The organism is Fenollaria timonensis, from assembly GCF_001457835.1.
In the GTDB taxonomy this organism is placed as follows: domain Bacteria; phylum Bacillota; class Clostridia; order Tissierellales; family Peptoniphilaceae; genus Fenollaria; species Fenollaria timonensis.
Map to the genome: position 1 here is coordinate 159328 of NZ_LN898229.1, position 21494 is coordinate 180821.

Annotated in this window: 14 protein-coding genes, 16 tRNA genes, 1 rRNA gene, 1 pseudogene and 1 other annotated feature; of the genes and pseudogenes, 4 read left to right on the forward strand and 28 right to left on the reverse strand. The window is 37.6% G+C overall.

All coding sequences use genetic code 11. The annotated features are described in order from the left end of the window. Positions 1 to 57 precede the first annotated feature (57 nt). The 6 genes from BN3004_RS00765 to BN3004_RS00790 form a co-directional block, all read right to left on the reverse strand. Complete coding sequence (locus tag BN3004_RS00765) at positions 58 to 492, reverse strand: hypothetical protein (protein WP_058259406.1); 435 nt, start codon at positions 490 to 492, stop codon at positions 58 to 60. Between the two features lie 147 nt (positions 493 to 639). After that, the gene (locus BN3004_RS00770) at positions 640 to 2283 is read right to left on the reverse strand and encodes an ABC transporter substrate-binding protein (RefSeq protein ID WP_058259407.1); all 1644 of its coding nucleotides are present in this window, start codon (positions 2281 to 2283) and stop codon (positions 640 to 642) included. Positions 2284 to 2318: 35 nt separating this feature from the next. Beyond that, positions 2319 to 3278, reverse strand: coding sequence for an oligopeptide/dipeptide ABC transporter ATP-binding protein (locus BN3004_RS00775; protein WP_058259408.1), 960 nt, complete (start codon positions 3276 to 3278; stop codon positions 2319 to 2321). Further along, the gene (locus BN3004_RS00780; protein ID WP_196792449.1) at positions 3271 to 4233 is read right to left on the reverse strand and encodes an ABC transporter ATP-binding protein; all 963 of its coding nucleotides are present in this window, start codon (positions 4231 to 4233) and stop codon (positions 3271 to 3273) included. Before BN3004_RS00780 ends, BN3004_RS00775 begins: the two co-directional genes overlap by 8 nt. Position 4234: 1 nt before the next feature. After that, on the reverse strand, positions 4235 to 5041 hold the full coding sequence (locus BN3004_RS00785) for an ABC transporter permease (RefSeq protein WP_058259409.1): 807 nt from the start codon (positions 5039 to 5041) through the stop codon (positions 4235 to 4237). After that, positions 5041 to 6006 (reverse strand): ABC transporter permease, encoded by a 966-nt coding sequence (locus BN3004_RS00790; protein ID WP_058259410.1) that lies wholly within the window; start codon positions 6004 to 6006, stop codon positions 5041 to 5043. Before BN3004_RS00790 ends, BN3004_RS00785 begins: the two co-directional genes overlap by 1 nt. Positions 6007 to 6355: 349 nt before the next feature. Here BN3004_RS00790 and BN3004_RS00795 point away from each other — a divergent pair, with 349 nt between their 5' ends. Further along, a complete protein-coding gene (locus BN3004_RS00795) occupies positions 6356 to 7531 on the forward strand; it encodes an ISL3 family transposase (RefSeq protein ID WP_058259271.1) in 1176 nt (391 codons plus the stop codon). 258 nt (positions 7532 to 7789) lie between these two features. Here the strand turns inward: BN3004_RS00795 and BN3004_RS00800 are convergent, their stop codons facing one another. From BN3004_RS00800 to BN3004_RS00825, 6 genes are all read right to left on the reverse strand, one after another. Then, positions 7790 to 9070 carry an alpha/beta hydrolase family protein gene (locus BN3004_RS00800; RefSeq protein WP_058259411.1) on the reverse strand — a complete coding sequence of 427 codons (1281 nt, stop codon included), beginning with the start codon at positions 9068 to 9070 and terminating at the stop codon, positions 7790 to 7792. A gap of 1 nt (position 9071) precedes the next feature. Further along, positions 9072 to 10223, reverse strand: coding sequence for a peptidoglycan DD-metalloendopeptidase family protein (locus BN3004_RS00805; protein WP_058259412.1), 1152 nt, complete (start codon positions 10221 to 10223; stop codon positions 9072 to 9074). A 27-nt stretch (positions 10224 to 10250) separates the two neighbouring features. Next, a tRNA-Arg gene (locus BN3004_RS00810) sits at positions 10251 to 10327 on the reverse strand. 13 nt (positions 10328 to 10340) lie between these two features. Beyond that, positions 10341 to 10430: transfer RNA gene (locus BN3004_RS00815), tRNA-Ser, on the reverse strand. Then, entirely contained in the window at positions 10431 to 10862 is a 432-nt protein-coding gene (locus BN3004_RS00820) for a nucleoside deaminase (RefSeq protein ID WP_242854173.1), read from the reverse strand. It abuts the tRNA gene before it with no gap. A gap of 40 nt (positions 10863 to 10902) precedes the next feature. Then, positions 10903 to 12186 (reverse strand): triphosphoribosyl-dephospho-CoA synthase, encoded by a 1284-nt coding sequence (locus tag BN3004_RS00825; protein ID WP_058259413.1) that lies wholly within the window; start codon positions 12184 to 12186, stop codon positions 10903 to 10905. 157 nt (positions 12187 to 12343) lie between these two features. Between BN3004_RS00825 and BN3004_RS00830 the strand changes: the two genes are divergently transcribed. Next, on the forward strand, positions 12344 to 13519 hold the full coding sequence (locus BN3004_RS00830; protein WP_058259271.1) for an ISL3 family transposase: 1176 nt from the start codon (positions 12344 to 12346) through the stop codon (positions 13517 to 13519). A 234-nt stretch (positions 13520 to 13753) separates the two neighbouring features. Here the strand turns inward: BN3004_RS00830 and BN3004_RS00835 are convergent. The 15 genes from BN3004_RS00835 to BN3004_RS00915 form a co-directional block, all read right to left on the reverse strand. Continuing rightward, positions 13754 to 13829 (reverse strand) — tRNA-Trp (locus BN3004_RS00835). Between the two features lie 4 nt (positions 13830 to 13833). Then, positions 13834 to 13910, reverse strand: a tRNA-Ile gene (locus BN3004_RS00840). A 6-nt stretch (positions 13911 to 13916) separates the two neighbouring features. Then, positions 13917 to 14010, reverse strand: a tRNA-Ser gene (locus BN3004_RS00845). Between the two features lie 50 nt (positions 14011 to 14060). Then, positions 14061 to 14149 (reverse strand) — tRNA-Ser (locus tag BN3004_RS00850). 3 nt (positions 14150 to 14152) lie between these two features. Further along, positions 14153 to 14230, reverse strand: a tRNA-Gln gene (locus BN3004_RS00855). A gap of 4 nt (positions 14231 to 14234) precedes the next feature. Next, positions 14235 to 14311, reverse strand: a tRNA-Arg gene (locus tag BN3004_RS00860). A 15-nt stretch (positions 14312 to 14326) separates the two neighbouring features. Continuing rightward, positions 14327 to 14400: transfer RNA gene (locus tag BN3004_RS00865), tRNA-Gly, on the reverse strand. A gap of 3 nt (positions 14401 to 14403) precedes the next feature. Further along, positions 14404 to 14488: transfer RNA gene (locus BN3004_RS00870), tRNA-Tyr, on the reverse strand. Positions 14489 to 14508: 20 nt separating this feature from the next. After that, positions 14509 to 14584, reverse strand: a tRNA-Thr gene (locus tag BN3004_RS00875). Positions 14585 to 14615: 31 nt separating this feature from the next. Beyond that, positions 14616 to 14693 (reverse strand) — tRNA-Asp (locus BN3004_RS00880). Between the two features lie 5 nt (positions 14694 to 14698). Further along, positions 14699 to 14774: transfer RNA gene (locus tag BN3004_RS00885), tRNA-Val, on the reverse strand. Between the two features lie 45 nt (positions 14775 to 14819). Further along, positions 14820 to 14896: transfer RNA gene (locus BN3004_RS00890), tRNA-Met, on the reverse strand. 124 nt (positions 14897 to 15020) lie between these two features. Next, positions 15021 to 15096: transfer RNA gene (locus BN3004_RS00895), tRNA-Glu, on the reverse strand. Positions 15097 to 15545: 449 nt separating this feature from the next. Continuing rightward, a 23S ribosomal RNA gene (locus tag BN3004_RS08180) occupies positions 15546 to 18025 on the reverse strand. A gap of 133 nt (positions 18026 to 18158) precedes the next feature. Then, positions 18159 to 18234 (reverse strand) — tRNA-Ala (locus BN3004_RS00915). A 233-nt stretch (positions 18235 to 18467) separates the two neighbouring features. On the opposite strand from BN3004_RS00915, the pseudogene BN3004_RS08410 reads away from it, so the two are divergent. Then, a pseudogene (locus BN3004_RS08410) lies at positions 18468 to 18626 on the forward strand (helix-turn-helix domain-containing protein); the annotation flags it as partial. 79 nt (positions 18627 to 18705) lie between these two features. Continuing rightward, positions 18706 to 19033: a sequence feature (16S ribosomal RNA rRNA prediction is too short), on the reverse strand. Positions 19034 to 19380: 347 nt separating this feature from the next. Next, the gene (locus BN3004_RS00925) at positions 19381 to 20460 is read left to right on the forward strand and encodes an IS30 family transposase (protein ID WP_058259272.1); all 1080 of its coding nucleotides are present in this window, start codon (positions 19381 to 19383) and stop codon (positions 20458 to 20460) included. Between the two features lie 497 nt (positions 20461 to 20957). Here the strand turns inward: BN3004_RS00925 and BN3004_RS00935 are convergent, their stop codons facing one another. Further along, on the reverse strand, positions 20958 to 21485 hold the full coding sequence (locus BN3004_RS00935) for a GNAT family N-acetyltransferase (protein WP_058259417.1): 528 nt from the start codon (positions 21483 to 21485) through the stop codon (positions 20958 to 20960). Positions 21486 to 21494 lie beyond the last annotated feature (9 nt).

Genomic DNA, 21494 nt, shown 5'->3' on the forward strand with positions numbered 1-21494 from the left:
ATACCCAAAAGCTATTAATAGATAAGAAAAAGCGTAAAAAGCAATTTGCTTCTTACGCTACATCCTTGATAAAACAAGCATGCTTTTATTTTTTCCTATGTAGGCAATAGCTGATAGTTTTTCTAGTTTCTCAAATGGAAGCAAAAGATATGGTCCATCCAAAATTTCATATGTAATTCCATTATTCTCATATGTGCATTCAACTTTTGATGCTATATATGGAACAAATCTTACATAGCTAAGAGGGATTACTCTATTAATCTTGCACTTGTATTTAACTCCACTTTCTTTTAATTTTTTTAATTTATAATATTCAAGAACTGCTTTGCATAAAAAGGCTATAGAAATAAATAACCACATGAATCCATTTATTAAACATGCAATATTTTTCCAATATATATAAGTAAATAATCCAATTATTGTAAGTGGAATTCCTCCCCATATGCCTAAGAATTTAGATGCTTTAAACCAAGGTCTCTCTACAGTTTTCATAATAATACACCTCTTAATAATATTTTAGTACTTCTCTTTTATAGTAAGCTATGTTATATATACCCAAATGCTATTACTTAGAAAAAGAAAAAGCGTATAAAGCAAATCGCCTCTTACGCTTAATCCTAAACTAATTTATTTTGGAAATTATTTCCTTAAGCTTTCGTCTATCCAAACTTGTGAGAATTCAGCTTCAGACACTTCATCTTTAGCTTCATCAGCTGGTGAGCCTTTAACGTAGCTCTTGATTGGATATTGAGTTCCTCTATCCCAGAAGAATACAACTGGTAGGTCAGCTCTTAAGATTTCTTGAACTTTCTTGTAGTGAACTGCTCTGTCTTCAAGTGTAGTAGCAACGTTACCTAAGTTAAGTTCTGTATCCATTTCTTCGCTTGAATAGTTACCATAGTTCATTGGTCCACCTGTTTGGAATCTTGATCCCATAGCAGCGATGTCTGGTCCTTGGTAACCGCCTAGTACTGTTAATTCAAAGTCTTTCTTTTCTAGAACTTTTTCATCATATGTTGGGTCGTCCATACCATTGTGAGTAAGCTTGATACCAACCTCTTTTAATTGGTCAGCAAGTACTACGCAGAAGTCATCCCATCCTGGGAATGTATCGATTGTTGTTTCGAAGTAGTATCCGTCTTCACCCATAGTGTAGCCAGCTTCTTCGATAAGCTTCTTAGCTTTTTCAATGTCTCTTTCAGGGCTCTTTACATCTTCGTTTATAGCCCACTTGTATTCAGGTGCTATAAAGTATTCTGATATAGCTCCTTGTTCTTTGTAAACTTTTTTGAAGATATCTTCTCTATCGATAGCATATAGCATTGCTTCTCTTAGCTTAGGTTCTGTAAATTTACCGCTAAGCATGTTGAAGCATATATATGATTTATTTGGCCAAGACATTGGAACAAGTCTAAAATTTTCATCTTTAGAAAGTTTTTCAAAGTCTTCTGCTGGTGCACCTGCCATAGTGTGGTCAATTTCATTATTCAACCAAGCTTGGTATTGAGTGTTTCCATCAGGAATAATTCTGTAGATAAGTTTGTCTACATAAGGTCCCTTGCCAAAGAAGTCTGGGTTCTTTTCAAGAGTTACTGATTCGCCTTCTTTTTGTTCTACGAACTTGAATGGACCAGTACCTATAGGTGCGTGGTTTGCTGGGTTTTCTAACCAGTCTGTTCCGTCATATATGTGCTTAGGCATGATATATGTTCCAACCCAAGCGATATAGCCAAGTAAACCTGAGTTTGCTTCTTTAAGTTTGAATTCTACAGTGTTATTGTCAATAACATTAACTGCTTCTACATCAGATAATGAGCTTGATGCGAAACCTTTTTCGCTAATAATCTTATCAAATGTCCACTTAACGTCTTCAGCAGAGAAATCTTCTCCGTCGTGCCACTTAACATTTTCATGTAGGTGGAAGATTAAAGTCTTTCCTTCGTCCTTGTATTCGTAGCTATCAGCAATGTCAGGGATAATTTCTCCATTGCCATTGATTTTTAATAGCTTGTTGAATACGTTTTGAATGATTTGGTATGCAGCGTCATCTGCTGTAGCACATGGATTATATTGACCAGGTTCTCTACTCATACCGATGATGAAAGTACCGCCTTCTTGGATACCATCAGCCTTTTCTGTTTCTTCTGTTTCTTGATTTTCTTCAGCTGTTTTGCTTTCTTCATTAGTCTTTGGTGCTTCTTCAGCCGGTTTAGAGCAGCCTATAGCAAATGAAGCAAATATTACTAATGAAAGCATTAAAGCCATTAGTCTTTTGAATTTCATAAATTCCTCCTATTAAAACTATTATTTATATATAGCTATCTTATTAGATTAAAACAGCTTATATAGTGATTGTCACCTACTTCGATAAATTCTGGATATGAACATTTGCACTTATCAAGCGTTCTATAGCATCTCTTTTCGAAGTAGCAGCCAGGACCCGTGCCTATAGGTTTAGGCACTTCACCTTTCAAATGTATTTTATCTTGTTTTTCTCTCGGGTCGATCGATGAAACGTGTGATAAAAGCGCCTTTGTATATGGATGCGCCGCCTTATTAATCACGGCCTCAACTGGACCATATTCAACGATTTTGCCTAGATACATAACAATAAGTGTATTTACTAAAAATTGTGTAGTTGTTATATCGTGGCTAATGTATAGCATGGATATATTTCTTTCATCTCTGATTCTTATAAGCATGTTGATGATGTCTGCTCGGATGGATACGTCAAGCATACTTACTGGTTCATCAGCTATGATGAGCTGCGGGTTAAGTAGCATGGACCTAACTATGGATATCCTCTGAAGCTGTCCACCTGACAGCTCGCCCGGCTTTCTAGATAAGTAATCATCGATATTCTCAAAGCCTGCCTTAGATAGGCTTTCTTTTATAAGAGCTAGCCTTTCTTCACGACTAGAGCCTATATTATGAATCTTAAGCGGTGAGAGGAGTATCTTTTCTATAGTCATCTTGCTATCGAAGACGTCATAAGGATTTTGAAAAATCATTTGTACGTCTCGTCTAAAGCTAAGCTTATCTTTTTTAAGTATATCCTTAAGCTCTCTTCCATTGTATATAATACTTCCGCTTGTTGCTTCATTCAGCCCTATAAGGAGTTTTGCAAGCGTTGATTTGCCGCAGCCTGACTCGCCTATGACCCCTACTATGGATCCCTTATCTATATTTAAGCTCACGCCATCAAGCGCTTTAAGTGTACCTTCCTTAGTCTTGTAGTGCTTCTTCAAATCTGTAACTTTCAATATTTCATTACTCATCTTTAACACCTTCTTCTAAGAAACAAGCAACTTTTCTGTCGCCATGGCTGATAAGTTTCGGCTCGTGATCCTTACAATAAGGCATTCTGTATGGACATCTATTGTAAAATACACAAGATTTATAAGCTTCCTTTAAATCAGGTAGGCTTCCCTTAATTGACTTTAAGTACTTTTCTTTGTCATTCATCCTAGGGTAGCTCTCAAGTAAAAGCTTGGTATATGGGTGCTTTGGCTTTACAAAGACCTCGTCAACCCTGCCTTCTTCGAGTATTAAGCCGCCATACATAACTATGACCCTCTCAGCTGATGAGCTTACAACTGATACATCGTGCGTAATCATGACTCTAGTCATCTTGATGCTCTCTTCAAGCTCCTTAATTTCATCAAGTATCTGTCCTTCGGTGATTATATCAAGGGCAGTAGTCGCTTCGTCCATAACTAATAGTTTTGGATTAAGCAATATGGATGAGGCTATAGCAACTCTTTGCATCATGCCACCCGATAGCTCATGTGGATACATATTATATACAGTATCAACTAAGTTGACCTTATGAAAGGCCTTTAAAATTTCTTCTTTTACTTCTTTTTTGTTCTTGCTAGGTCCATTGGCTGTGTATATTGAAACTAACTGCTTACCTATCTTATGAACAGGGCTTAGAAAGTTCATTGCTTCTTGAAAAACAACAGAAAAGTCCTTCCATCTGTACTTTCTGAACTCATCTTCACTTAGTTTCATCAAGTCACTGCCCTCATATATTACTTCACCATTAATAGTTGTATCTTTTGATAATAGTCTTAATAGCGCCATAAACAAGGTAGTCTTACCCGAACCTGATTCGCCAACAACGCCATATGAAGTGTTTTCAAGCAAATCAAGATTGACGTCTCTAACAGCATGTACGCTGCCAGAATTTGATTTATAATAAACATTAAAATTTTTCAGTTCTATAAGCATATTAATCACCATCAACCAAGACTTTATTAAAACCGTTTGCAATCATTGAAAAACCTAGTACAACAAAGACTAAGAATAGCCCTGCAAATGTAGTTATCCACCAGGCATTCGTTAAGTAGCTTCTACCATTGTAAATGAGCTGACCCCAACTAACAATATTTCTATCGCCTAAGCCTAAAAATGAAAGTGACGCTTCATATAGTATTGCTGACGAGACTGAAAGTGTTGCATTTACTACGATTGGATATATTCCATGAGGAAGTATATGTTTAAAAATGATGCTCATATCACTCTCGCCCATACATTTACTAGAAAGAACAAAATCCCTTTCCTTTAAACTAAGTGTTTGCGCCCTCATCATTCTAGCAGTACCCATCCAGCTTGTAAGCGCTATGACTATAACAACATTTCTCATCGATGAGCCGTAAAATGACACACATAGTATAATAAGGAAAAATGTCGGCACCATTAGGAATATATTTATTATTTCAGTTACGATTTTGTCAAACAAACCGCCGTAGTAGCCTGAAAGCGCTCCAATTGCCACACCTAAAATGCTTGAGATGATGGCCGCCGTGATGCCCACATAAAGTGAAGCTCTCGTCCCATATATAGTCATGCTAAATATGTCTCTGCCAAGGTTATCTGTACCAAAGTAGTGCTCACTCGATGGAGCATGCAAAAGGTCTTCAGTAAGCGTATCATAGCTGTAATTCGCGATATATGGTGCAAATATTGCTATGAGTATTGTTATGATTATCATTATACTACCCACTAGAAATTCTGGGTTTTTTAATAGCTTCTTCATTACTTTATCCTTATCCTTGGGTCAACCAGTGCATATAAAACGTCTGTGAGTATGGTAAAGAATATCAATGAAACTGATATTACTAAGTAAAGTCCGTTTAAGACCATATAGTCACGGCCATTGATAGAGTCGATGATGAGCCTACCCATGCCCGGCCATGAAAAGACTATCTCTATAAGTGCTGCACCGCTTATGGTAAAGGCAAGTGACATACTAAATGTAGTAAGTATTGGTATTAGCGAGTTTTTCATCACATATTTTCTAAATATCTCTCCTTCCTTCATACCAGCTGCTCTGAATGTCTTGATAAAGCCTTGTTTCATAGTATTGATGACAGATGCTCTCGCTATCCTAAAGTATATAGGCGTTTGTATTATAACTATGCTTAGTATTGGTAGCGTCATATGATACAAAAGGTCTATGAATTTTCTTATGCCGGTGTAGCTCTCTCTCATGTTGTACATGCCAGATGTTGGGAACCAGCCAAGCTTAGATGAAAACACCATGATTAGTATCATCGCTAGCCAAAAGCCTGGTATAGCATCTAAAACATAGCTTATGTATGAAAACACTTTATCCAAGATGCCTCCTTTTTTACGCCCAATCTGCAGTCCAAGAAATCCGCCAAGCAAAGCCGAAAGTATGTTCGACGTAAGAGACAGAGTTAGTGTTGGTGCTAAACGTCTTTTGATTAACTCAAATACGGGCAAATTGTTTCTATATGAAAAACCAAAATCGCCCTTTGCCATGTTCTTTATGTAGTTTATAAATTGTACACCAACAGGTTTATCAAGTCCGTACTTCTCTGTTAAGTGCTCAATTTGCTCTGGATTAGGATTTTCTTTTCCAGCAACTATCCTCATAGGTGTTCCTGGTGCTAGTCTTATTAAGAAAAATGTTAGCACAAATGAAAAGATTATAGTAACTAAACCCATCATAACTTTTGATAATATATATTTTTTCACATCAAACCTCTAATATATAATTAATATAACCTTAATCATTATAACAAGGTATGTTTTTACTGTCAAGAAACTTACAGCTTTTGATGCTATTTTATAAAATAATCAATACTAAAACCATATATCCATAATTTATTTCAATGATAATCTAGCTCAGATAAAGTAGTAACACGTGGTCTGTATATCATGAGTAGTAAATATGAACTCTTTTTATTTATTTTGGCTGTATAATATCTATTGGGGAGTAAAACCTCAATAGATATTTTTTTGATAAAATTACAAAAAAAAGTTGCACTTGCACACATTTTATCCTATACTTAAAATACCACTACAACATAGGAGGTGTGTACAAGTGCAAGAATATAATACCATAAATTTGCTAGCTTGTAAAGATGTAGTTGTTAACAATTTTAAAGAAGGTGAAAATGTAGTAGTTATAGAAGCACAGACAAAAAAGTTAAAAAGCTGCCCATACTGTGGTTCTAAACATATCTGGGTTCATGATCACAGAACTCAAAAGATAAAAGATACACAGATGCATGGTAAAAAATGCATAATAAACCTAAGAAAAACTAGGTACAACTGTAAGTGCTGCGGGAAAAGAATTGATAGCAAAACAGAACTAGTAGCAAAGAAAATGACCATGACAAAAAGACTAGTAGCATCCATAGCTAGAGAGTTTAGAGAACTTTACTCAATAAAGTCAATATCAAGAAGATACTCAGTAAGCACATCAACAGTTACAAGAGTCCTATCTTACCTATCAGTAGAGAGAAAAAGTCTTCCAAAAGTACTTTTAATAGACGAGTTTAAAGGCGACAGCGGTTCATACAAGTATCAATGCTCACTTCTAGATGGCATAACACATGAAATCATAGACATAGTTAAAAGTAGGCAAGAAAATATTTTGTTTGAATACTTTAAAAACATACCAAAAGAAGAAAGAGAAAATGTAAAGATATTTGTTAGCGATATGTCAAAAACATTTAAAAACGTTAAAAACGCATACTTTAAAAACGCAGTACACATAGCAGACAAATATCACTTCGTAAGACAAGTCTCTTGGAGCTTAGAAAACGTAAGAAAGAGAATACAAAAAGATACATCAGCAGAAATGAGAATATACCTAAAAAGAAGTAAAAGCATACTTACAAAACCAATGCCAAAACTTAATGATGATCAAAAGCGAGAAGCAGCTCTAATGCTAGAGATAAGCGAAGAGCTAAGACTAGCATATGGCTTAAAAGAATCCTTCTATCAAGAAGTTCTAGTGCAGAAAAACAAAGAACAAGCACAATACAAGGTAAACGCATGGATAGACATATGTAAAAAATCAAAACTTAAAGAGTTTAAATCATGTATAACAGCCTTTACAAACTGGTCTGATGAAATTACAAACTCATTTGACTACAAACATTCAAATGGAGCACTAGAAGGAAAACATACAAAGATAAAGACACTAAAAAGAAACAGCTTTGGTATGAGAAACTTCGAGAGGTTCAGAAAAAGAATAATGCTTTTAGACTAAAATATATATATAAAACATCATAAAAACCTAATAAGCCTATATAGGTTTATTAGTCATGCAAAAATTACATAAATTTGTGTTATTTTAAGTATATAAATTAAAAACGTGCAAATGTTAGTTTTAACATAAAAAGAGAGACTTAAATCAATAAGTCTCCCCAATATTTGACATAGAGCCTTTATTTTATTAAGTGTTACACTTGTTATTATAAATTATCGCATCAAAAAAGAGACTTATCACAAGTCTCTCATAAATATATTATTTAAAAAATTCTGCTAAATCATCTATCACTAATTGACTTACATGATTTGGCTTGTCATATATCTCTACAGAAAACTCATTTGAGTCCTCAGGCATCATCAAGTGATTAAGCCCGTCATAGAGATTATATATCACAAGTCCTCTATCTCCCAAGGCCTTTTTGAACTTTTCAAACTCATCCTTCTTCACTTGGAAGTCCTTTGAGCCGTGTCCTATAAAGACATCAAAGTCTGAAGCTTTTATGTCTTCTACTGGATTTACTTGGTTGACCGAGTAAACGTATGAAGCAGGCATACTAAAGAAGTTACCCTTAGTCTTTTCAGTCATATTATCGATTTGCTCTTTAATCTTAGTGATTTCTTTCTTTTGAAAATCAGCAACAGATTGGCTTACTTCACCTGAATCAAGATATTCCATTTGCTGCGTATAAATTATATCTGTGAATTTCATAGTCGATGCTGACAGCATTGCGACTTTCTTCAAACCCTCGTCCTTAGCTACTCTTGGTGCAAGCATCGCTCCAAGCGAGTGGCCAAGCACGTAAACATCATCAAATCTTGAGTCTTTCTTAAGCTCTTCTATAGCAAGCTTTGCGTCCGATAAAACCTCTTCATCAACTGTGTAGTCCTTTGGCGCGTTATTTACATATCTTTTGTCAATTCTAAGTGTTGCTACGCCATGCTTTGCAAGTCCATGAGCAAGGTCTTTAAATGGCTTGTTACCACTAATACCAACTGTTTCGTCCATATCTTGCGGACCAGAGCCTTGCATCATAAATACTACTTTCTTAGAAGTAAAATCCTTTGGAATGGTAAGAGCACCATACATCTTGGCTCCATCATTGTCAAGAATAAAGCTTTCTTCTTTGAAATCGTCGTTATCTTCACAGATGGGCTCTTTAAGCATAAAGTATGCGTTGTTCAAACTGCCTGACTTATCAAGCTCGATGATGGATGTCACCATCCTATAATCAAATCTATCTTCACTCGATAAAACGAAAGTATTCTCGATGTATTCGAATTTTTCGTCCTTGCCTTCTTTGAACTCACCTAATTTTTTAATAGTTTGAGTTAAAGATCTTTGAAAATCTTCTTTCTCTATTTGTTTTTGATTCTTAAGCCTAGCTGCTTCGAAAAGCACGTCGCCATCAGCGCTTCTAAGCGCGTCCAAGTACTTATGACTTAAGTCCTTTGCATCGTTGTATTCAATCTTCTTTGTGCATGAAAACACAGTAACGCTCATCAGAAGAACGAGTACTAGTGCTAGAAATTTCTTCATATTAATTGCCTCTGATATAATTTAATGGATTTTGGCTCTTGCCATTAACAATAACTTCAAAATGTAGATGCGGTCCAGTTACTCGGCCAGTTGTACCAACTTTACCGATAAAATCGCCCTTCATCAAAGTTTCGCCCTTCGAAACATTGATACTGCTTAAGTGAGCGTATCTTGTCTTGTAGCCGTTTTGGTGATCAATCTCGATAAGATTGCCGTAAGTACCTAAGAAGCCAGCGTAGCTAACCACACCGCCGTCAGATGCGTATACAGCGTCGCCGTAATCAGCGTCGATGTCAACGCCAGTGTGCTGTCTACCCCATCTTCTTCCATAGCCTGATGAAATGCCGCCTCTGGTAGGTTTTGCAAAGCTGCCATCAGCTAAAGCCTTTCTAGTTCCCACAAGTACAAGCTTCGGAGCAGCTTTTTTCTTCACATTTTCTTCTAAAACAACTTTATTTATAAGCTCATCATTTTCGTAGTAAGCGATGCTCTTAACGGCCTTAAGTCCATCTTCGCCGTCCATTGAAAGAACAGTCTCACCTCTTGGAAGGCTCGGATCGTCTTGACTTTCAACCGGCATAGCGATGACTTCTTCTTGATTTTCTTTCTTTGTTAGTAATACGTTTATAGCCTTGTCATTCTTCAATTTATTGTTCTCTAAAACCTCTTTAAGAGCTGAATTTACAGTTCTTAAATCCTTTAGAGAGATCTTTTCTTTTTTAAGCTCAATATTGTCCTTAATCTTCACGCAAATGGTGTTGTCACTGTAGTAATGGTTCTCAATTGCTGTTAAAAACTCATTTGCAGCGTCTTCATTTTTAAGCGCGTAAAGAGTCTCGCCACTCTTTTGAACGGCATAAGCATTTGCATAGAAAGCGTCCTCAGATATAGCGTTTCTAAGCTCTTTATCGCTTTTTTTGAACTCGTAATTTGCTTTTACAAGATCCGCACCATATCTATCTTCATATTTGGACTTATAATTATCTATAGCTTTATTAAAATTATGTACGCTAGAGTAAACTCCCAAGGACTTTCCAGAAGAGAAAACTTCTACCCTCGAGAAAAAATTCTTATATACAAAAGCTATGATTATAGCAAGGGCCAAAAGCGCTACACTTGCGATAATGCCAAGCTTTTTTTTATTTAAAATCACTTAATTACCTCCTTGTAAAAAATAAAGTGGCGCACTAGAGAGGAATCGAACCCCCGGCACACGCCTTAGGAGGGCGCTGCTCTATCCAACTGAGCTACTAGTGCACGAATATTGTATTGGCGGAGTGGGTGGGATTCGAACCCACGTGGAGCAAGGCCCCTAACGCATTTCGAGTGCGCCCCGTTATGACCTCTTCGATACCACTCCCTATTTATTTCTTAAGTTCTTGAAGAAGTTTTGCAAAAGAAATTTATAAATTTTGCTTTCATTGTAATAAACACACAGCTTGTGATAGCTAAGAGATGAGTTGTGAAGCTGCATTTTGCTAATACAAGCGCCTTTCTTGTAATCAAGTAGACCTATGTATAAATTTTTTATACGCGCTTCCAAAATCGCTCCTAGGCACATCATGCAAGGTTCAAGCGTTACATAGAGCTCGCAGTCTGTGAGCCTGTAGTTATCTAGCTTTTCGCACGCCCGTCTTATAGCAAGCATCTCAGCATGAGCTGATGCGTCCTTCATCGTTATCGTCTCATTATAGGCCTTCGAAATCACTTCTCCATCCTTCACAATAACCGCTCCAACAGGCACTTCGCCAAGCTTGTACGCCTTTATCGCCTCTCTGATTGCCATATTCATAAACCTTTTTTCCATAGATAATATTATATAGTAAATGAGACTATTTGTCAAGATTTAATAAAGCTGCATTTAAACTTGCGTTGAAGTCCTCTTGCGTATGTCTTTCTTCGCGCATGCAAGTGAATCTGTCGCCACCGCAAACGATACAAGTCCTCTTCGCATAGCCAAGCTCAGTCCTCGATATAGGCTTAAGATTAGTATCAATCACGTCAATGTCTACAAAGCGCATAAAGTCATGCTCCTCTTCTAAATGCACAAATTTTTTCTTCTCATCAATTGCCTCGCCCTTCGCTAGGTAGATGGCTGAGTAATTATCCTCGTCCTCATATATGCACTCGTATGAAGATAAATACATTTTCGCCGCCTTGTAAATTGGCTCAAACTCATCTTTATCCTTGTGCATGCCCTTTATATTTAGATTAAGAGTGATGATGGGCTTATTACTATCTTGGATCGCCTTAGTGATAATCCCCCATCTTTCTTCCTTATTATATAGAAAGTCATTCATATAGCTATCTAAAAAATCGTCCATGCGCTTGAAGAAGTAAACAAGCTCGATAGTGTCAGCACAGCCGCCAGTCGAAATGTTCTTCTCAGTGTAAACTTTGTCCATGGCCTCAATCTCTTCGTCAAAATTTTCGCTATCTAAAACTTTTTTCGCATAAGTTTTAGAAAAATTAAGACCAGACTCGCCCACTCTATTTATGGTCGTCGTATCATCAAGAGTCGAGATAATGTAAACATAAGTCCTTAAGAAGTCCTTTGTCTTTTTATAAAAGTCATAAGCATCAAGAGCCGTCTTAAAACCATGATACGCTTCATACCTGATGCCCGAGTGATTAGCATTATTTTGATAGATGCGCATACCATTCGAGTCCTGCATCTCTTTTTTATTAAAATCATCAAAAATATTTGCGCAAAGCTTTTTTACATATTCACTAATTAGATCAATGGTAATGTATTTGTTATCATAATAAAGTTTTCCTATAGCAGAAGCAATGACTCCAAGAGTAAAGATGGCGCCCTTGTGTGTGTTTATGCCACCTGTCGCCTCATACATCATCTCTTCATACTTCATGCCAATGGGCCTAATCGCTTCAAAAGTATCGTCAAAAGTGTTTTTTCTGTTCGACACTTCCATTATCTCAAAAAAATAGCCTTTAAGAGATGAAATGCTCCTTAAAAAAACATCATAATCCATGTCTGCGTGTGGGCCAGAGTCACGTCCATCAACACAGCCAGGCTTAGGTGTTAAATCAAGTTCATCTTTTAAAGACTGTAATAATATTTCTTCAATTGTTTCAAAAAAAGTGCGTGCCTTCATGAGAACACATCCATTCTAATAATATAGGCTGTATAATATCTATTGGGGAGTAAAACCTCAATAGATATTTTTTTGATAAAATTACAAAAAAAAGTTGCACTTGCACACATTTTATCCTATACTTAAAATACCACTACAACATAGGAGGTGTGTACAAGTGCAAGAATATAATACCATAAATTTGCTAGCTTGTAAAGATGTAGTTGTTAACAATTTTAAAGAAGGTGAAAATGTAGTAGTTATAGAAGCACAGACAAAAAAGTTAAAAAGCTGCCCATACTGTGGTTCTAAACATATCTGGGTTCATGATCACAGAACTCAAAAGATAAAAGATACACAGATGCATGGTAAAAAATGCATAATAAACCTAAGAAAAACTAGGTACAACTGTAAGTGCTGCGGGAAAAGAATTGATAGCAAAACAGAACTAGTAGCAAAGAAAATGACCATGACAAAAAGACTAGTAGCATCCATAGCTAGAGAGTTTAGAGAACTTTACTCAATAAAGTCAATATCAAGAAGATACTCAGTAAGCACATCAACAGTTACAAGAGTCCTATCTTACCTATCAGTAGAGAGAAAAAGTCTTCCAAAAGTACTTTTAATAGACGAGTTTAAAGGCGACAGCGGTTCATACAAGTATCAATGCTCACTTCTAGATGGCATAACACATGAAATCATAGACATAGTTAAAAGTAGGCAAGAAAATATTTTGTTTGAATACTTTAAAAACATACCAAAAGAAGAAAGAGAAAATGTAAAGATATTTGTTAGCGATATGTCAAAAACATTTAAAAACGTTAAAAACGCATACTTTAAAAACGCAGTACACATAGCAGACAAATATCACTTCGTAAGACAAGTCTCTTGGAGCTTAGAAAACGTAAGAAAGAGAATACAAAAAGATACATCAGCAGAAATGAGAATATACCTAAAAAGAAGTAAAAGCATACTTACAAAACCAATGCCAAAACTTAATGATGATCAAAAGCGAGAAGCAGCTCTAATGCTAGAGATAAGCGAAGAGCTAAGACTAGCATATGGCTTAAAAGAATCCTTCTATCAAGAAGTTCTAGTGCAGAAAAACAAAGAACAAGCACAATACAAGGTAAACGCATGGATAGACATATGTAAAAAATCAAAACTTAAAGAGTTTAAATCATGTATAACAGCCTTTACAAACTGGTCTGATGAAATTACAAACTCATTTGACTACAAACATTCAAATGGAGCACTAGAAGGAAAACATACAAAGATAAAGACACTAAAAAGAAACAGCTTTGGTATGAGAAACTTCGAGAGGTTCAGAAAAAGAATAATGCTTTTAGACTAAAATATATATATAAAACATCATAAAAACCTAATAAGCCTATATAGGTTTATTAGTCATGCAAAAATTACATAAATTTGTGTTATTTTAAGTATATAAATTAAAAACGTGCAAATGTTAGTTTTAACATAAAAAGAGAGACTTAAATCAATAAGTCTCCCCAATATTTGACATAGAGCCATAATATATAATGAAAGCTATAAAAAAAGCTAAAAAAATAAGCCTATAAAAGGCTTATGGCAGGGGTTGAAGGTTTCGAACCCTCGGCACACGGTTTTGGAGACCGTTGCTCTACCAGCTGAGCTAAACCCCTAAATTGGTGGACCTTCAGGGACTCGAACCCCGGACCTGCCGGTTATGAGCCGGACGCTCTAACCAACTGAGCTAAAGGTCCACATTGTGGCGGAGAAGGAGGGATTTGAACCCTCGCGCCCCGTAAATTAGGACCTACTCCCTTAGCAGGGGAGCCTCTTCAGCCACTTGAGTACTTCTCCAAGAATATTAAATTATTCGATTCGGCCTAAGCCATTTTAGATAAAAAAAATGGCGGAGAGAGTGGGATTCGAACCCACGTGGGCTTGCACCCAAACGGTTTTCAAGACCGCCTCGTTATGACCGCTTCGATACCTCTCCGCATGGCTGGGATGGTAGGACTCGAACCTACGGAAATGCCAGAGTCAAAGTCTGGTGCCTTACCGACTTGGCTACATCCCAACAATGGCGCGACTAGGAGGAGTCGAACCCCCGGCACACGGATTAGAAGTCCGTTGCTCTATCCAGCTGAGCTATAGTCGCATATATATTTAATTATGGAGCGGGTGAAGGGAATCGGACCCTCGCAACCAGCTTGGAAGGCTGGGGCTCTACCACTGAGCTACACCCGCACATGGTGGAAGAGAGTGGATTTGAACCACTGAAAGCTTAGCTAACGGATTTACAGTCCGCCCCCTTTAGCCACTTGGGTACTCTTCCATAGGGCTGAATAAAAGATTTGGAGCCGGCGGGAGGACTTGAACCCCTAACCTACTGATTACAAGTCAGTTGCTCTACCAATTGAGCTACGCCGGCAACTAGATGATATTTATCACCTAATCTTTTATGGCGACCCGGATGGGGCTCGAACCCACGACCTCTAGCGTGACAGGCTAGCATTCTAAACCAACTGAACTACCGGGCCATGCATGGTGGACGATATAGGGCTCGAACCTATGACCCCCTGCTTGTAAGGCAGATGCTCTCCCAGCTGAGCTAATCGTCCATGCATGAATTATAAATCTATTAACTTTTAGTTCTAAAAAGAACTTGGTAGCGGAGAAGAGATTTGAACTCCTGACACTCCGGGTATGAACCGAATGCTCTAGCCAACTGAGCTACTCCGCCACAGATAGAATGTAATCAAGTGTGAAGTAAGCTACTCTCTTTACTGACTACACTTCTATATTAATACATTTTTAAGAATTTGTCAATATAAAATTAATAATTTCTTAATTTTATTATATAAAAATGGTGACCCTACCGGGATTCGAACCCGGGTAACCGCCGTGAAAGGGCGGTGTCTTGAACCGCTTGACCATAGGGCCATATTATATGTATTTTTTGTTTATATATTAAATTGTGTGCTTTCACGGCTCCGCCGTGGCCTGCTTCTGGCATTTTCCTACGGAAAATGAAACGAGACTGGCATCTGACCTAGCTGACATTCGTAAGCTCGCTACGCTTGCTTCTCATGTGCTTAGGTCATTAAAACGGCGTGTGTCTTGAACCGCTTGACCATAGGGCCATATTGTATGTATTATAACATATTTATAATTTTAAGGCAACTAAATTATATAGATAATTATGGTTGCGGGAGCAGGATTTCATTGACCTAACTTAGTGAGCACGCTAGGGCGAACTCTAGTAGGTCAAGTGCAACCGTTTTTCCAAGAGAGCAAGCTTTGCTATGCTCGATTGGATAAAAACGTCTGCTGAACCGTCTTGTTGATAGTCTTTCTCAGGACTTTATCTATCCCCGTAATCTTATGGTTGCGGGAGCAGGATTTGAACCTGCGACCTTCGGGTTATGAGCCCGACGAGCTGCCAGCTGCTCCATCCCGCGATGTCTTTTTGGTGCCGAGGATCGGAATCGAACCGATACGACCTTTAAGGGTCGCAGGATTTTAAGTCCTGTGCGTCTGCCTGTTCCGCCACCCCGGCTCATTTNTCTGCCTTTGTACTCTTTGCACGATTTCCGTCCGTGCTGAGGGAACCTTTGAACGCCTCCGTTACTTTTTGGGAGGCGACCGCCCCAGTCAAACTGCCCAACTGACAGTGTCCCTAAACCGGATCACGGCTCAAGGTTAGAATTCCAGCACTACAGGAGTGGTATCCCACTTTTTGACTCCTCTGATACTTGCGTACCAGGATCTTTGTCTCCCACCTATTCTGTACATGTACTACCGAAATCCAATGTCAGCCTACAGTAAAGCTCCATGGGGTCTTTCCGTCCTGTCGCGGGTAAATGGCATCTTTACCATTACTTCAATTTCACCGGATCCTTTGTTGAGACAGTGCCCAAATCGTTACACCTTTCGTGCGGGTCGGAACTTACCCGACAAGGAATTTCGCTACCTTAGGACCGTTATAGTTACGGCCGCCGTTTACTGGGGCTTAAGTTCTATGCTTCGCTATTGCTAACATTTCCCCTTAACCTTCCAGCACCGGGCAGGTGTCAGCTCCTATACGTCGTCTTTCGACTTAGCAGAAACTTGTGTTTTTGGTAAACAGTCGCTTGGGCCTATTCACTGCGGCCAAATCGCTCTGGCTCCCCTTCTCGCTAACTTACGGGGTCATTTTGCCGAGTTCCTTAACAAAGGTTCTTCCGCGCGTCTTAGGATTCTCTCCTTTCCTACCTGTGTCGGTTTACGGTACGGGTATCTTTTATCTATTTAGCGGCTTTTCTTGACAGTGTGAAATCGGCTACTTCTCTACTTATTTTCGATCCTCATCATAAATTGGCTTAGCCTGGTCATTACTCCGGGCATGCCTTTTTATTTGAGCGTACTCTTCCATCTGGTACGCTTAGCTTATCCTTCTGTGTCCCCGCTTCATTTATACGATAATTGATAGTAGTAGAATTTTTACTACTTGTCCATCGGCTACGCCTTTCGGCCTCGCCTTAGGTCCCGACTTACCCTGAGGGGACGAGCCTTGCTCAGGAACCCTTAGGTTTTCGACGGGAGTGATTCTCACACTCCTTCTCGCTACTTATGCCAGCATTCTCTCTTGTGTTTCGTCCACAGCGCCTTTCGATACTGCTTCTACCTATTACACAATGCTCCTCTACCACTCAAGAATGAGTCCATAGCTTCGGTATCCGATTTAGCCCCGGAAATCTTCGGCGCAAGGTCACTCGACTAGTGAGCTATTACGCACTCTTTAAATGTATGGCTGCTTCTAAGCCAACATCCTAGTTGTTTGGGTAACTTCACATCCTTTACCACTTAATCGGTATTTAGGGACCTTAGCTGATGGTCTGGGCTCTTTCCCTTTCGACTATGAAGCTTATCCCACATAGTCTGACTCCTTAGGTTTGTTTTCTTGGCATTCGGAGTTTGATAGGTTTTGGTAATGTATAAACACCCCGCAACCAGTCAGTAGCTCTACCTCCATTAAACATCCTAAAGGCTAGCCCTAAAGCTATTTCGAGGAGAACCAGCTATCTCCAGGTTCGATTGGCTTTTCACCCCTATCCACAAGTCATCCGATGTGTTTTAAACCACACCCGGTTCGAGCCTCCATTAAATTTTACTTTAACTTCACTCTGCTCATGGATAGGTCACCTGGTTTCGGGTCTACTCCTGTAAACTATGTCGCCCTATTAAGACTTGATTTCTCTTCGGCTTCGAAGCTTAACTTCTTAACCTTGCTTACAAAAGTAACTCGCTGGCCCGTTCTACAAAAAGTACAAGATTGCACTTTTCACGTGCTTTCTTTGCTTGTAAACGCAGGGTTTCAGGTTCTATTTCACTCCCCTTTCGGGGTTCTTTTTACCTTTCCCTCACGGTACTGTTCTCTATCGGTCACCAAGTAGTATTTAGCCTTGGGAGGTGGTCCTCCCGTATTCCCACCAGGTTTCTCGTGCCTTGTGGTACTCGTAAAGCTTATTGAAACACTAATATCTTTTCCTACAAGTCTTTCACTTTCTTTGGATGATTTTTCCAAGATCATTCGGATACTTTCTTAGTATTTCTTTAAGCGGGCTCTTTCCATTTCGCTCGCCGCTACTTTGAAAATCGATGTTTCTTTCTTTTCCTCGGGGTACTTAGATGTTTCAGTTCTCCCGGTATTGCCTCTATATACTATTTTATTCATATATAGATACTTAAGGTTTGCTTAAGTGGGTTGCCCCATTCGGATATCTCCCTTTCGTTTCTTGTTTGCAGATCTAGGGAGCTTTTCGCAGCTTTCTACGTCCTTCTTCGCCTCTTGGTGCCAAGGCATCCGCCCTGCGCTCTTAGTAACTTGACCTATTTTTTTTAAAATCCTTTAACGCTTATTGTTAAAATTTACTGTATTTATTTTCTTTATAAATGTCGTTTCGTTTTCATTTGATTATGGTTATTAAGTTTTATTTGGTTTTGGCTTTTCTTTTGAAATGCCATGGTGGAGATGAGGAGATTCGAACTCCTGACCCCCTGCTTGCAAGGCAGGTGCTCTCCCAACTGAGCTACACCCCCATAAAGCAGAACTCAAAGTGAAAAGAACTAATGTTCTCCTTAGAAAGGAGGTGATCCAGCCGCACCTTCCGATACGGCTACCTTNACTTACCTTTGTCAAGTCTTTTTTAGCTTTTTTTAATTTTTTTTAAATGGAAGATTGTATAATTAACTTAGCCACCAAATAAAAAAATCATGTGTACATATGGTATAGTATTAGTAACAAACAAAAAAACAACTATACGGAGGTACACATGACTCATATAAATTATACCATAGAATTTACAGAACGCAAGAAAAATTCACATCTATCACTACATGAAATGTCATTAATACAGGCATGGAAAATAGATGGACATAGCAACAGAGAGATAGCAAGAAGGCTAAATAGAGCCCCGCAGACAATAAACAACGCAATAAAGAAAGGCACAGTAAAGCAAAAGAGAATAATAAAAAGTAATAACAAAACATATACTTACTACGATGAAAAATACTTTGCCTTAACTAATTATGAGGTATATATAAACAATAGATCTTCTTNACCGGTCATCCTCTTAGATCGGCTACCCATCGCTATCTTGGTGGGCCGTTACCCTCACCAACTAATTAATGGGACGCGAGCTCATCTTACACCGAAATTCTTTAATCTATAGACCATGCGGCTTGTAGATATCATATGGTATTAATCCCGGTTTCCCGAGGCTATCCCTTTGTGTAAGGCAGATTGCTCACGCGTTACTCACCCGTCCGCCACTAATCCAGAAGTTTATCAATCCGAAGATATCAAAACGACTTTCATCGTTCGACTTGCATGTGTTAAGCACGCCGCCAGCGTTCGTCCTGAGCCAGGATCAAACTCTCGATTAAATGGTTATTTAATCCCAAGTTATCCTTGGCTCTTAAATTCGAAATTATTTATCAATAAAAAAATTGATTGGTTTAAATCGTTCTTTTCACTTTTATTCAGTTTTGCTTGTCATATGGTTTTTCCAGATGACTTATCCATTCTACCATTTATTACTTACCTTTGTCAAGTCTTTTTTAGCTTTTTTTAATTTTTTTTAAATGGAAGATTGTATAATTAACTTAGCCACCAAATAAAAAAATCATGTGTACATATGGTATAGTATTAGTAACAAACAAAAAAACAACTATACGGAGGTACACATGACTCATATAAATTATACCATAGAATTTACAGAACGCAAGAAAAATTCACATCTATCACTACATGAAATGTCATTAATACAGGCATGGAAAATAGATGGACATAGCAACAGAGAGATAGCAAGAAGGCTAAATAGAGCCCCGCAGACAATAAACAACGCAATAAAGAAAGGCACAGTAAAGCAAAAGAGAATAATAAAAAGTAATAACAAAACATATACTTACTACGATGAAAAATACTTTGCCTTAACTAATTATGAGGTATATATAAACAATAGATCTTCTTGCGGAAGAAGACCAAAATATATAGATATAGTCGAATTTCTTAAATGGGCAGACAATAAAATGTTAAAAGATAAATGGTCTCCAGATGTATGTGTTGGATACGCAAAAGCAAATAGACTCTTTCCATCATCAGAAATACCATCAACAAAAAGCCTCTACAACTGGATAAATAAGTCACTAATGAAAACAAAAAATATAGATCTACTAGAAAAAGTAAAGAGAAAAAACAAAAATAGCACAAGAAGAACAAGACAAAACAAGAAAAAGCTTGGCATATCCATAGAAGAAAGACCAGATAAAATACAAACAAGAGAAGAATTCGGCCACTGGGAAATAGATACAGTTATAGGTAAAAAGAAAAAGACAGATCCAGTACTACTTACATTAGTAGAAAGAAAAACAAGATATGAAAAGCTGATAAAAATACATGGAAAAACACCCGATGCAGTAGACATTGGACTTAAATTCTTAAAAGATAATGCGCAGTTAAACAAAGAAATATTTAAAAGTATAACATCAGATAATGGTTCAGAATTTTCAAGCTTATCAGAATTAGCAGAATATGTAGATATATATTTTTGTCATCCATATACATCATGGGAAAGAGGAACTAGTGAATGTCAACATAAATTAATACGAAGATTTATACAAAAAGGCACATCAATAGAAGAAGTATCAAAAGAAAAAATATACAGAATAAACGAGTGGATGAATAATTTGCCAAGAAAAATCTTTAATTACAAAACTGCAAAAGAAGAGTTCATAAAGGAAATAAAACAGCTTAAAAGTATCTAGTTTAATAAAAATAAATACTTTTAAGCTATACTATACATTTAGTCTATATGATGTCTGGGTGGCTAACTTATTGTTGCAATTTATAATTTTTTTTAAATTATTTTAACACTTGTATATTACTTATAAAATTAATACTATTTATAGTGTATATATAACAGAAAATAAGTAAAACTACATTCATTGTTTTATTCTTTATCTCATCTAATTACTTTTACTATTAAAATTTCTAATTATTTCTTGGAGCAAAGTTATGTATGAGGCGAAGTGGAGTTTTTTGACAAGCGGATTGTACAAATGTACTAGAGCATTGACAAAAATTGAACGAGCCTCAGACGCAGTTTGAACGAGAAAGAATAGAAATTTTGCCTCGTCACTTATCATCTGCCCGTCACATGCCATTCGCTCATCACTTATTATGCCCTCGTCACATACCATCTGCCTTTGCACATAAAAAAGCAGTGAGTCCACACTCACTGCCATTAATACAACTTATATCATTAAGAAAGTCTTAACTCCTTATATCTAATGAGCTCCACTTCCCCCTTATTCTTAAAGTTCCTCTTCACCGTCTCGTAATAATACATCTCATTCTTCTGCATGACTCTCTTTGATGCTATATTTTCTCTTTCGAATGAGCCGAATACATTCTCTATGCCATGCTCCTTATGAAGCGCTTCCATAAACGCTTTCAGTGCCTCGCTCATGTAGCCTTTGTTCCAGTACTTTGGATTTAGGCAATAACCGAACTCGGCGTCCCTTAGTCCTTCGCCAAAGATTCTCGCGTCTATGGTCCCAATCATCTTGTCATTTTCTTTTAGGACGATTGCCTTGAGCGCGTATGAGTCTTTCTCTTTTGCTTCTTTACTAAGCGAGTCTAATAATTTCTCTGAGTCTTTAACGCTTATATGCGGCTTCCACGAAAGATACTTTGTCACTTCCTCAAGCTTTGCGTACTCAAACATATCTTCGGCGTCGTCTACGTTCGCGTCTCTTAAGATTAGTCTTTCTGTCTCTATGTCTTTCAATTAAAACTA